We start from the raw sequence: 14,051 nt of genomic DNA, 5'->3' as shown, positions 1-14,051 counted from the left end.
AAAATCTCCTGTATAAATAGAGCTTTTCAGTTTTTTCTTGTATGAAAATTGTATACAGTCAAAATAATACAAATAATCAATAAGCTAAAATTTGTTATCCCAAATATGAGATCATATGACCCATAAACCGCATGTTTTTTCTATTTCTCTGGGAACTGCTTTTTTGCCTCACTTTGTTGATGCACTACTCTCTGGTAGCCTTATTGATAATTTCGCTTCAAGTGGAGACATTCAAACTGCCCTTGCCGATAGCCTTATTTATGTTCCGACACGTCGTGCTGCTCGCGCTTTACGTTTAGCTTTTGTTGAAAGAAGCGATACACAATCAACTTTCTTACCAACCATTCGTGCTCTAGGAGATGTCGATGAAGACAGTTTCCTTTTTGTTGAAAATCATACCAGCGCTCTGAATCCACCCATTGGAAAAAGTGAACGCTTACTGCTTTTAGCGCGCCTTATTCGCCCATGGCGTGAAAATTTACCTGCGCATCTGCGTGCCATGTTTGGTACAGAAGATGTGCTTATTCCGGCTCATAGTGCTGATGCAATTTGGCTTGCTCAGGATTTAGCGCATTTGATGGATGAAGTTGAAACAGAAGGAGCAGATTGGTCGAAGCTTAAAGATATTGCACCTGACATGGTCGCTGAATGGTGGCAAATAACGCTCGACTTTCTGACTATTGTTACGCAAAATTGGCCACAAATCTTGACCGAAAGGCAACGAAGCAATCCCGCTGAATGGCGTAATCAAGCACTCACAATGCATGCAGAGACTTTGCGATGCACGCATCCTGATAAACCTATCATTGCTGCTGGTGTGTCGGGTTCTATGCCCGCAGTTTCTCATCTTTTAAAGGTTATAGCTTCTCTGCCCAAAGGGGCTGTTGTTCTTCCTGGTCTTGATCTCCATATGGATGAAGAACAATGGAATGCATTAAGCACAAGCAATAAAGAAAAAACAGCTTGCGATTTTTTTGATCCTGCAGAAAATGTTTTTAGCCATCCTCAATATCATTTAAAAAAACTTCTTTCTCTCATGGAGTGTCAACGTCATCATGTTTGCGAAATTGGCCAACAGAGTAGCACAAAGAAAAGAAGAATGGCTCTTTTATCAGAAGCACTCCGACCAGCTTCTACGACAGATAAATGGATACAAATTGTCCGTGATGACTATGAAAATCTTTGTGCAGATTGGTCATTTATTGAAGCTATAAATGAACGTGAAGAAGCTCTCGCTATAGCTGTTACCTTACGCAAAGCTATTGAAGAACCTCAAAAAACTGCGGCTCTTATTACAAATGACCGTAATTTAGCACGCCGTGTTGCCGTGGAATTACAGCGATTTGGAATTGAAGCAAATGATTCAGGCGGAATACCACTTGCACAAACATTGCCTGTAACTCTCTTACGACTTATCTTAGAAAATGTATTGCAACCTGATGATCCCATTGCTTTTCTTTCTCTTCTTAAACATCCCCTTACAACACTCCAACAAAATCGTCATCGTTTACGGGAAATGGCAGAAAATTTTGAACTTTTTGTTCTTCGAGGGAATACAGGGCGCATCAATCTTTGCGAGTGTGATCAATTTCTTGAAAAATGGATTGAAACATACTTTCATAATAGTTCTGAAATCAACGCTCTTGATCAGCAGAAATGTGAAGAAGCACGTTTCCTTTGTCATCTTTTGAGGACAGCTGTTGAACCTTTAACATCTCTTATGAAACAAGAGAAAGAATGCACCATCAACGAAGCTGCGATAGCAACTGTTGAAGTTTTTGAAAATTTTGGTCGCAATGAGGATAATTCTCTTGCACATCTTTATCAACACGAAGCAGGACAAGCCCTATCAAAGTTTTTACGTGAATTGGTCAGTGATCAATCAGGATTAACATTTCATCTTTGTGAATGGCCTGCTATGTTTTCTGCTATAATAGCAACTCGTTCCGTCGCACCTTCGCCTGGAGGACATCCACGTTTATTCATCTGGGGTACTTTGGAATCGCGTTTGCAAACGGTTGATACAGTGGTCATCGGCGGTCTTAATGAAGGGTCATGGCCGATATCAACCCGAAATGATGCTTTTTTATCGCGACCGATGAAAATGATGTTAACTCTGGAACCACCAGAGCAGCGTATTGGTCTTTCTGCGCATGATTTTCAATGGGCAATGGGAATGGATAAAGTGGTGATGAGTCGCGCATTGCGCGTTAATCATACGCCTTCCATTCCTTCACGCTGGCTACAACGCATGGAAACAGTTGTAGGAAAACAGGTTTGGGAACAAATCCGTGAACGAGGTGAAATACTACGCCATTGGGCAAAGATACTTGATCATACAAGCATAACTTCTGAGGTGGAACGTCCTTGCCCTTCTCCACCTCTTGATATACGCCCGCGCCATTTTTCAGTCACTGAAATAGAAACATTGCGATATGATCCCTATGCTATTTATGCCAAAAAAATCTTAAGGCTCAAACCACTTAAAGAACTTATTCATGATCCTAGCGCTTCAGAACGTGGAATACTTTATCACGCTATTCTTGCGGCTTTTTGTACACAAATGAAAAATCCAAATGATGCAAATGCACTCAACGTACTGCTTTCTATTGGACGTAAAGAATTTGATAAATTCAACTTTCCACCCGATATTGAAGTAATTTGGTGGAATAGTTTTGAAAATCTTGCTCCACGCTTTATTCAATGGGAACAAAGTTTAGGACTGCGAGAGCGATATTCGGAAGTGGTATCACAAAAAATCCCTATAGGAACAACAGGGGTAACCCTTTCAGGACGTGCTGATCGTCTTGATGTTTTGCCAGATAAAACGGTTGAAATTCTAGATTTCAAAACCGGAACGCCTCCTTTATCAAAACAAGTTCGTGAATTATTATTTCCGCAATTGGCTTTAGAAACAGCTTTACTCATACAAGGGGGCTTCCCAGATTTTCAAGATTTTACACCTTCAAATTTATTTTACATTCCCCTTAACAAAAAAGGTGAAATTAAATCCCAATCAATTCTTTTAAAGAAAAAAGACGGAAAAACTTATCTAAGTGCTGTTGATCTTGCTGAAAATGCATGGGAAAATCTTATCGCACTCATAATTTATTATCAAAATCCACAACAAGGCTATCTCTCACATGCTGTCCCCATGTCAAAACGATATGAAGGTGACTACGACCATTTGGCTCGGTTGTGGGAATGGTCAAGTGGTTTTCATAAAGAAGAGTAATCATGACGTTTTTTTCTATTCCTGAAGCCGCTCTTGATGCACAAGCAACAGCAACACATCCCCAAAAAAACGTGTGGGTTTCTGCAAATGCTGGATCTGGAAAAACCCACGTTTTAAGTGAACGTGTTATCCGTTTGCTTTTAAACGGTACGCCTCCAGCACGTATTTTATGCCTTACTTATACAAGAGCTGCTGCTGCTGTTATGCAATCACGAATTTTTCGCACGCTTTCCAGTTGGAATGAGCTCGATGATGCACAGCTGCAAGAAACCTTAACACGGTTTGAAAAAAAAACTGTTAATGCGCAAAAACTAACTTATGCACGGCAACTCTTTGCGCGTGCCCTCGAAACGCCTGGTGGCTTAAAAATCCAAACGATTCATGCTTTTTGTGAATCTCTCTTGCATCAATTTATGTTAGAAGCCAATATTGCAGGGCATTTTGAACTTCCCGATGATATCAGTCGAAAAAAATTACGACAAGAATCTCGTCGTCAACTTTTAGCTCGTCGTGATGTACAACCTGCTTTGCAACAGTTACTTCAAGTTATTAGCGAACATACTTTTAACCAATTGCTCTATGAGGCAGTTGAAAAGCAACATAAATTGTCTGATTTTTTATCTTCTCTTTTATCTGAAAATGGAGAAGAAAAATTGCGCGCGCTTTTTAACTTAGCGCCCAATGAAACAAATCAATATCTTCTGGAACAAATTAAACAAACAGCGCGCCTTCCTCTTTATGCTCTTAAGCATTGTGAAACCAATGGTAATCAAAGCTTTAAGGATATGGTGGCAAAACTTTCCCAATTAGAAAAGGTGCATGATGAGACAAATATTCTCAATCTTATTTCTGATGTTTATTTTACAACAAAAGGTGAGCCGCGTAATTTTTCACATTTATCTCATAAAAAATCAGACGAAATTTGGCCTTTTATTCAACAAATGCTTGAAGATAAACAAAACAAGCTTTCTGTTCTTTTAGAAAAATATCAATGCGCAAAGGTTGCCACCCTCAATATGGCTGCTTTTCAGCTCTGTACTATTTATCTCAAAATTTATAAGAATCTAAAAAAGTCCAATGGCTTCTTAGACTTTGATGACCTTATTGAGCGTACACTTCATTTGTTACAGCGCAAAGGTGCAAGCCAATGGGTGCACTATAAACTTGATCAGGGACTTGATCATATTCTACTTGATGAAGCACAAGACACCAACCCTGAGCAATGGCAAATTATTCAACTGTTGGCACAGGAATTTTTTTCAGGGTATAGCCAACGAACAAACATACGGACTCTTTTTGCTGTTGGAGATGAAAAGCAATCTATTTATTCTTTTCAAGGCGCTGCTCCAGAAAATTTTGCTGCAAATGGACGAATTATTCAAAAAAAAGTGCAACAAACAAATCAACAATTTGAAAAAATACAACTGCATTATTCTTTTCGCTCTACAGCAGATGTTCTTAAAAGTGTTGATCTTGTTTTTGAAACACCAGAAAACTATAAAGGGCTTTCGGCAGAAAATACAAAAACGGTGCATGAAGCTATCCGTATTCACAGTCCCGGTGAAGTTGTTATATGGGATGCCATTTCCAAAGAAACGAGTGATTTTCCTCAAGATTGGCATACAACTGTTAATCATTTAGATACACCTGAAGTTCGTTTAGCAGAAAAAATTGCTGAAACGATTGCCGACTGGTTACAAAAAGGCGAAATGCTTCCAGCAAAAGGACGCTTAATACGTGCAAGTGATATTATGATCTTGGTCCGTAAACGTGATCAATTTGTCTCAGCTCTTTCCCGTGCTCTTAAACACCGTAATATTCCCGTAGCAGGGGCTGATCGTTTACAGCTTACCAAACATATTAGTATCCGTGATTTAATGGCGCTTGCGCGTTTTGTTTTGCAGCCACAAGATGATCTTTCTCTTGCTTGTGTTTTAAAAAGCCCACTTTTTGCTCTTAGTGAAGAGGAACTCTATCAGCTTGCCGTACACCGCACCGGCTCTCTTTGGCAAAGTCTGTGCGCGCATATATCATCGCAGGTATCTTTTAAAGATGCTTTTGAAAAGCTAAACCATTATCGCGCTTTAGTGGATAAAATACCAGTTTTTGAATTCTATAGCTATATTCTGAACAATGATAAGGGACGACAAAAAATTCTGTCTCGTTTAGGATCTGAAGCAAATGATGTGCTCGATGCTTTTATGGATTATACGCTCACTATTCAAAAAACAGGATTACCAGGATTACAAGCTTTTTTAGAAACATTAAGTGCAAGCGAACCAGAAATTAAACGTGAATTTGAACAAAGTAATGAAGAAATTCGTATCATGACTGTTCATGCTGCAAAAGGACTAGAGGCTGCTGTTGTGTTTTTAGTCGATCCTGGTAGTGCGATTTGGCATCCTCAGCATGCGCCTCACTTGCTTAAAGTTCCTTTAAACAATGCACAATGGAACGGAAAACAAGCCTTTATTTGGCATCCCAATGAAAAGTTTGATACAAAACTCTCTAAACAAGCAATTTCATATTTAAAAGAGCGTGCAGAAGAAGAATATAGGCGTCTTCTTTATGTAGGAATGACACGCGCTGAAGATCGCTTGTTTATTTGTGGGTATAAAGGTCCGAAAACGCCATCTCATACATGGTTACAACTCGTAAAAAAAGCCCTCGAACCGCATGCCCTTGCTATAAAAGATTCTTCGGAAGATATTGCAGCTTGGCGTTATTGCATTACACCTGCTTCTTCTGCTTCTATAAACTCAAAAGTTCCTTCCGCTGAATGCCAAACCTTACCACCTTTGCCTGCTTTTTTCTCTCATAAAGTACCAGCAGAACCAGTGTTACCAAAACCGTTAAAACCGTCAGTGGCGAGCCTTTCCATTGAAGCTGATACAGAGCTGTCCTCAAGTCCAAAACAGCTTACCACTTCACCTGTTTTAGGAGCCATGAACACAAACAGAGCTTTTTCCATTGAATATGGTAATCTCGTTCACCGATTGTTACAATATTTGCCCGATTGTCCCCCACAAAAACGTCGAGATTATGCTCGAAACTATCTCAATATCAAAGCCTCTCATTGGCATGAGAGCCAAAGAGAAGATGCTCTTTGCCATATTTGGAAAATATTAGATCATGTTTATCTCAAACCCCTTTTCTCTGAGCATTCACGTGCTGAGGTCTCCTTAATGGGTATTGTGAAAATTCGTGGAAAAGAACAAGCAATCTCTGGTCAAATTGACCGTCTCTACATCAAGCAAAACAGCATTATCTTTGCCGATTTTAAAACCGGAACTCCACCAGAAAATGAAGCTGCTATTGCTTCCCATCACTGGTTGCAAATGGCCCTTTACCAAAAATTGTTGCAAGCTATTCATCCCGATAAAGATATCCAGGCTCTGCTTATCTACAGTAAAGAAGCCAAAATTTTTAAACTTCCTCCAGAAAAACTTGAGGCATTTCTTAGTGAAGTTGCCTTATAAGTTACTCTTTTCCTTGCAAAGCATTTTTACATTTTATTTACTTTCATAAAATCGCTCAAACAAACACAACGCACAATCCCTGGTGTAAAAAAGTCCTTTAATAATTTATCTTTGCAATAACTTGATATGAATTGTTATTATACCAATCTATAAAAAGTGAATATAAAAGGATAAATAAATGACGTGTATAAAAGTTGATAAGGACAATTTCGAAAGTGAAGTTCTAACCTCTTCCACCCCTGTTGTGGTTGATTTTTGGGCAGAATGGTGTGGCCCTTGCAAAGTGATTGCTCCAATTTTGGATGAAATTTCAATAGAAATGCAAAATCAAGTTAAAATTGCTAAGGTAAATATTGATGAAAATCCGGAACTGGCTACCCAATACGGAGTACGTTCTATCCCTACATTATTAATGTTTAAAAATGGAAATATTTCATCGAATATGGTTGGCGCTACCTCTAAAGGACGTCTTTCTGAATGGATAAAAGATGGGCTTAGTTAATTCCACATATAATCACTATAAAGGAGAGAAATTTTGTCTCTCCTTTTGACTTTTTTAAAATATTCTTTTTTGCATTATATTATAATGAAAAGACAATAAAAATCAAAATTTTAAATGAATTTAAGAATTCATGCTTTTATGCATGTTTCAATTGACTATTTTTTATAAAAAATTGCTTTGTATGAAGAATATAGGCAATTCTTTCCTTATAGGCGCGTTAAAAATATTAGGTGAATGATAATTTCATAAAGGTATTTCTTCTTAGATAAGACTATTGAGATAGATAGTGTTTTCAACACATAAAAGGAGATTTTAAGCAAAAACTTTGCAAATTACTTTTCTGAAGCTCACAATTTTTAAGCAGAAAGAAACAAGCAATTCACTACAGGTTATATAATGCTCTTCTAAAGGGTTACCACTTCAATTTAAAATTCTCTTATACTATTCTCTAGAATCAAAATTGTAGGTATCAGATTCTCTAAAATAAATTGATGAATTCCTATAAATTAACGGCTGTCCTTTGCAATTTATGTCATTGTTATATGAAAGAGTCAGCATTTCGTTTCATCTTCCATGGTTGGTACCTCCATGAAGCCTTCTTTATGTTGTCCATCATCTCAGATTTCATAGGTAGTATTGAGGTATTATCAAATTAAAAAATGATGATGTTCATGTTTTTTTTAAATGTACGAATTGCGAAAGACTGTTGCAAACATTCAATGGAATGTTGCGCTGATCTAACTGTTACATGACGCCCATGTTCTTTATAGTGTAAGGTGAGTGCAAAAGTGGCAAGCTCTAAAAGAGCTGTATTTCTTTCTGGCCATTCAACAAGTAAAATATTTTTCTCACGAGCTTCATGAAGCCCTAATTCATCAATTTCTTCTGCCATAGAAAGGCGATAAAGATCAGCATGAATAATTTCAAACTTTGGAAGTTGATAGCTTTGCACAAGAGTAAAAGTAGGGCTTGGAACATCCATAGTGTTATTGTTCGCAAGTGTTTGAATGATTGTACGTGCAATGGTTGACTTTCCAGTTCCAAGATCCCCTTGCAGCGTCACAAGATCTCCTGGCTTTAAAGAGAGAGCTAAATTTTGTGCAAAAAGCTTTGTTGCCTCTTCATTTTCAAGAAAAAAACTAAAATTCATTAAAAGTTCCATGAAATGGATGAAAAATTTTTGTTATCATAAAGGTTAAAATTAAAAAATCTTATCTCCTTTGGAGAGTGGGAAAAAACATTTAACTGTTGTTCCTTTTCCAGAACCGGTAAGAATTTCAACATGTCCACCGTGTAGTTCAACGAAACTTTTTACAAGGGAAAGGCCGAGACCCGCTCCCGCACGCCCACCATGGTGTGAATGGGAAGAAAAACGTTTAAAAATACGATCAAGGACGTCTTCTGGGATGTCAGAGCCCTGATTGTGAACGCTAAAGACAATGTTATCATCTTGTTCATCGACGCAAAATTCAATAGTACTCGCCTCCGTTGCAAAATTAATAGCATTACTCAGTACATTCACAAAAATTTGATGCAAGCGCTTTTCATCAGCAGAAATAGAATTTAAGGAAGGAGAAATTTGTTGTAAAAGCGTAATATGACGTCCATTAAGGCGATCTTCTACACGTGCTACTGCTTGTATCATAGCATCGGCAATGTTAACCGATTTTATGTCCAACTCCATAATGCCTGCATCAAGGGTAGCAAGATCAAGAATATCGTTAACAATATTTAAAAGAGTTCCTGATTCTGAATGAATGTGTTCAAGATATTCTTGTTGACGTTCATTGATAGAGCCGAAAATTTGATCACGTAAAATATCGGAAAATCCAATAATATTGGTGAGAGGTGTGCGTAATTCATAAGAAACATGTTGAACAAATTCATTACGCAAACGATCAGCACTTTCTAATGCTTCATTTTTTTCTTGAAGAGCACGCGCAACATGGACAGTGTCCGTAACATTCACAAAAGTAAGCATCGTTTGTCCATTAGGAAGAGGGACCAGAGTATAGTCAATAATCATATCATTTTTAAGATCTATACGACCTGAAAATGTTTCACGTTTTTCAGCAAAACCGGTAATGAACTTGGTAAATTGATCCCATTCTTGCCCCAAGGTTAAGGCTGAACAATGGCTTTGTAACTGTGTAATATGGGTCCCTTCTACCAGTAAATTATAAGGAAGAGACCACAATTTCGACAAGGCAGGATTCGATAAACGAAGGCGTCCATCAGTACCAAAAACAACCACGCCTTCGGAAAGTTTATCAAGTGTTTCACCTTGTATTTTAATAAGTGTATTATAACGGCGTTCAAGATCAATTTTTTCTGTAAGGTTTTCGTAAAGCCAAGTGACACCTCCTTGTGGATGAGGGTTCGAGATAACACGCACCGTACGCCCATCTGGAAGATTCCAAATTTGTTGGTTCGATTCTGTTTGTCGATAGGCTTTAAAAAGTTCTTCTTTCCATGCGCGCCAATCGGGGTGTTCAGCAATGAGCCCTTTTTCACGTAGACGTTCAAGAAATAATGTATGGCTTGGTTCACTTTCTAAAAAGGAAGTCTCCAACGGCCATAAAATTTTAAAAGCATGATTACAGAATTTTAATTTTTGGTTTGTATCAAAAATAGCTACAGCTGTTGAAATTTGGTCAAGTGTTTCACAATGGCTTTGAAGAACATAACTTAATTCATGAGCAAGATTTTCATATGCGCTGTCATCACGCGCAAAAGCTGCCATCCCTTCGGCTGTTGTAATACGTGTGAGATGAAAACGATATCGTTCTCCATCAATAACTGTGTGAACATGTTCTTGAAAAATTGTTTCTGTTTCATCTGTTTTGCGTTGTGTATTTTCATTGAAAAGATCCCCCACTTCATCACTGCCTTCACGAAAATCTGTCATTTCTCTAAAGGCGCGATTGATAAAACAAACTTTTCCTTCACAATCTTTTATCCATACGGGCTCTTGAATAAGATCAAGAAGATTACGCTGCATTCTCAGTTCAGTAAGAAGGCGGGCGATATCTTTCTGTAAACGAGCATTTTCACTCTGTTGTTTTGAGATATCTTGAAAACGAGCAATAGCGACTGTTCCTGCGATGACGCCTGTAACTTGTAGCAGTACATTGTTTGTGGTGGTGATAGAAAGATCAAAAGGGTGACATTTACAACGTAGTTGAGTCAATGCATAATCAAGTTCTCGCAGAGAATTTTCTTCAACCCAGAGCTCAAAACGCTGAAAATCTTTCTGATCGATTCCTATTTTTTGCAATGCAGAAAGGGCACCAACGACACGGGGTAAGGTTGTTGGATTTTCCCAAATAAGAAGGAATTGCTCGGTTTCTTCCAGAAGCCATTCATAATATTTAAGTTTTTCAGAAAAATTTGCCTGAATTATCTTCAATGGCTTCTGTGCAGTTTTTTTTGCACGCATAATAACAGCTAGACACGTGAGAAGTGAAGCACAAGAAATTCCTCCACACAGCGCTAAAAGCAGCCATGGACCATCTAGTAAAGTGAAGAAAAATGGTAAATAACCTTCCAATGACTGAGCAACAGCGCATGTTGGAGAAAAAAAGAAAAAAAGGCAAAATATATACGCATAGATTCGAATCATTTTTTGAGCTTTTTCTTTGGGGTTATAGTCACCAAAGCTGCGCACGACATCTTACCCTTTTTTAACCCAAGGAAATGTTTAGTAACGGTAATGGTTTGGTTTATAAGGTCCTTGTGGTGTGACTCCAATATAAGCGGCTTGTTCTTCTGATAAAACACTTAATTTTATTCCTAACCGATCAAGATGTAGACGTGCAACTTTTTCATCAAGATGTTTAGGCAAAACAGTGACTTCATTTGTATAGTGTTCTGCACGGGTAAAAAGTTCAATTTGCGCTAAAACTTGATTAGTAAACGAGGCTGACATGACAAAAGAGGGATGCCCAGTCGCATTCCCGAGGTTTAACAAACGCCCTTCAGAGAGCAAAATGATGCGTTTTCCATCGGGAAAGGTGATCATATCAACTTGTGGTTTAATATTTGTCCATGGCAAATTTCTAAGGGCTGCGACTTGGATTTCGTTATCAAAATGACCAATATTGCCAAGAATACACATATCCTTTACTTGTCGCATATGGTCTAAACGAACAACATCTTTATTGCCTGTTGTCGTGATGATAATATCAGCACTGGAAGCAGCATCATCCAAATTAACAACTTCATAGCCATCCATAGCTGCTTGAAGAGCGCAAATAGGATCAATTTCTGTTACTTTAACACGAGCCCCAGCACCAGAAAGAGATGCTGCTGAACCTTTTCCTACGTCACCATAACCACAGACAATGGCAGTTTTACCAGCGATCATCACGTCTGTTCCACGTCGAATACCATCGACCAATGATTCTTTACATCCATATTTATTATCAAACTTTGATTTAGTAACGCTATCATTGACATTAATAGCAGGAAAAGGCAAAAGCCCTTCTTTTTGTAACTGATAAAGACGGTTTACACCTGTTGTGGTTTCTTCGCTTACACCTTTAATTGCTGCGCGCTGTCGTGTAAAAAATCCTGGCGTTGCATCCATACGCTTTTGTATTTGTTTGAAAAAAATTTCTTCTTCTTCTGTTTTGGGATGCGATAGGATATCTTTATTTTGTTCTGCACGACTTCCCATTAAAATATAGTTTGTGGCATCAGCGCCATCATCTAAAATAAGATTGGAAGGGTTACCATCTGGCCATTGGAAAATTGCATCTATATAAGTCCAATATTCTTCCAATGTTTCACCCTTAACGGCGAATACAGGAATACCAGTTGCGGCGATAGCTGCTGCTGCATGGTCTTGCGTAGAAAAAATATTGCTAGAGCTCCACCGTATATCGGCGCCAATCGCTTTTAATGTTTCAATTAAAACAGCTGTTTGAATTGTCATGTGCAATGAGCCAGAAATACGCGCTCCGCGCAAAGGTTGATTAGAGGAAAACTCCTTACGACAAGCCATCAAACCAGGCATCTCAGTTTCAGCAATATCAAGTTCTTTACGACCATAAGCGGCAAGTGCAATATCTTTGACAACAAAATCTTGAGCTGCCATTCTTTATTCCTTTAAAATAAGTTTTTCCAAGACGGTAGGAGAAATTAAAAAAAAATGCAAGACAAGAAGAGGACTTCTTTATGTGAAAAAGCTCTTTTAAAATCTCCATAAATTTGTGCAACAAATATGCATTTATGAATCTGAGTAATGATGTTACTGAAAGAATAAGAGATCTTCATGATAAGTCTTATTATATAAACAAAACTCTATCCTTTTCACGTAACTTTAAAGCTTTTAAAAATCTCCAGAGAGAATACCTTTTAAATAATAAAAATTGTGCATTGCTTCACAGTTTTTATATCGATTTTTTATGGGATAATATCGAAAGTAGAATACTTATATTCTACGCGCTTATGCGGTTGTTGAAAAAGGAAGTATTACCTTACTTTAATCTCATTATTAAGCTTTCTACCAAAATAATATAATGCAAAGTCATAGGTTATCATATTTATGAATAGGCAATTCAGAATCGGTTCTTTAGGATTCCAATGTTGCATCTGCTCTTGGATAAAGACAGTTTATAAGAAGTGCTTTTCTCTTGTTTTCAACGATTTTTATCAAAATACTATAGGTATACGATTAAACATTTTTTGTGATACTGAATAGAGCATTTAAAACGCAAAAACATTACTCTATTGAGCATTCTGATTTCAGAATCGCTAACAACGAGCTATAAATTATAAATCAAATAATTAACTCAGTTTTGGAAAAATTTATTCTAGACGAATAAGTTTTGCGAAAATTGACCATGTGGACGAAATCGCCAAAGATAACTTGGCAAGAATGCAGCCATTGCTCTGGGGGTAATTCCCACACCGTCTAGAGTATATCCATTCTCTATAGCCTCTTTAGAAACAATGTTATCCATTTGCAAAAAACGTATCTGATTGGCTGTTACGAGTGTTGGTACAAAAGGCAATTTACCGATAGTTCCCAAAATTCCTCCAATCAATAGACCAGCAGAAAGGGGCATGGATAGGATTGTTTTTTTACGGTGAATAATTTTGAGTATATTTTCAAGAGTATTTTGAAAGGTGATAATCTGGGGACCACCAAGATCATAATTTTTCCCCCAAGCAACCTGTCCATCTAAAGCGCGCGCGATAAACTCAGCAACGTCACCAACATACACGGGTTGCAATTTGCTTTGCCCACCCCCAAAAAGAGGCATAATTGGTAAAAAACGTGACAAATCTGCTAAGGTGTTAAAGAAACAATCCTCTGGTCCAAAGATAACGGATGGACGGATAATAATTGCTTGAGGATGCTTGTTATGAACGATTTGTTCACCCATAAACTTAACACGTGCATAAAGACATGAAGCATTCTCGTTAGCCACAAGTGCTGACATATAGATGAGTGGAATAGCAGCTTGTGCTGTTAATTCAGCAACATTGTAAGCACCATCAATTTGTGTGTTTTTAAAATTCGATTGATTTGCTTGTTTTAAGCTACCAGGTAAAAACACTGCCGCATCAGCTCCAAGTAACGCGCGTGCAACAGAAGCACGATGCTTGATATCCGTTTTAAGCATTTGGGTTTGTCCTACTTCTCCTATTTGGAGCATGTAATAAGCTTTTTGTGGATAACGAACAGCGATACGAACGCGATATCCCCGCTTAGTCAAAGTTTCAACGACATGTCGTCCTACAAAACCAGATCCGCCAAAAACAGTAATAAGTTTAGGATGTTGATAAAGTGCACAATCAAGTTGCATGATTAAAAAGTCTATCTTTC

General features: G+C 37.9%; 7 protein-coding genes. 3 read left to right on the top strand and 4 right to left on the bottom strand.

Going from position 1 to position 14,051, the window contains the following annotated elements:
• The first annotated feature begins 115 nt into the window (after positions 1-115).
• The 3 genes from addB to trxA all read left to right on the top strand — a co-directional run bounded on the left by addB (position 116) and on the right by trxA (position 7,216).
• Positions 116-3,235, top strand: coding sequence for a double-strand break repair protein AddB (addB, locus tag ACFIK1_RS02405; RefSeq protein WP_375661997.1), 3,120 nt, complete (start codon positions 116-118; stop codon positions 3,233-3,235).
• A gap of 2 nt (positions 3,236-3,237) precedes the next feature.
• On the top strand, positions 3,238-6,714 hold the full coding sequence (gene addA / locus ACFIK1_RS02400; protein ID WP_375661996.1) for a double-strand break repair helicase AddA: 3,477 nt from the start codon (positions 3,238-3,240) through the stop codon (positions 6,712-6,714).
• Positions 6,715-6,892: 178 nt separating this feature from the next.
• Positions 6,893-7,216: a thioredoxin gene (trxA, locus tag ACFIK1_RS02395; RefSeq protein ID WP_375611361.1), complete on the top strand. Its 324-nt coding sequence runs from the start codon at positions 6,893-6,895 to the stop codon at positions 7,214-7,216.
• A gap of 652 nt (positions 7,217-7,868) precedes the next feature.
• Here the strand turns inward: trxA and tsaE are convergent.
• The 4 genes from tsaE to ACFIK1_RS02375 form a co-directional block, all read right to left on the bottom strand.
• Entirely contained in the window at positions 7,869-8,366 is a 498-nt protein-coding gene (gene tsaE, locus ACFIK1_RS02390) for a tRNA (adenosine(37)-N6)-threonylcarbamoyltransferase complex ATPase subunit type 1 TsaE (RefSeq protein ID WP_375661995.1), read from the bottom strand.
• Between the two features lie 51 nt (positions 8,367-8,417).
• Positions 8,418-10,883 carry an ATP-binding protein gene (locus ACFIK1_RS02385; protein ID WP_375661994.1) on the bottom strand — a complete coding sequence of 822 codons (2,466 nt, stop codon included), beginning with the start codon at positions 10,881-10,883 and terminating at the stop codon, positions 8,418-8,420.
• Between the two features lie 33 nt (positions 10,884-10,916).
• Entirely contained in the window at positions 10,917-12,314 is a 1,398-nt protein-coding gene (gene ahcY / locus ACFIK1_RS02380) for an adenosylhomocysteinase (protein ID WP_375633659.1), read from the bottom strand.
• A gap of 718 nt (positions 12,315-13,032) precedes the next feature.
• Entirely contained in the window at positions 13,033-14,031 is a 999-nt protein-coding gene (locus tag ACFIK1_RS02375) for a complex I NDUFA9 subunit family protein (RefSeq protein ID WP_375661993.1), read from the bottom strand.
• Between the last annotated feature and the right edge of the window lie 20 nt (positions 14,032-14,051).

Source organism: Bartonella sp. OC16QHHD, from assembly GCF_042194035.1.
Classification (GTDB): domain Bacteria; phylum Pseudomonadota; class Alphaproteobacteria; order Rhizobiales; family Rhizobiaceae; genus Bartonella.
This window is presented reverse-complemented; position numbering and strand designations above follow the sequence as displayed.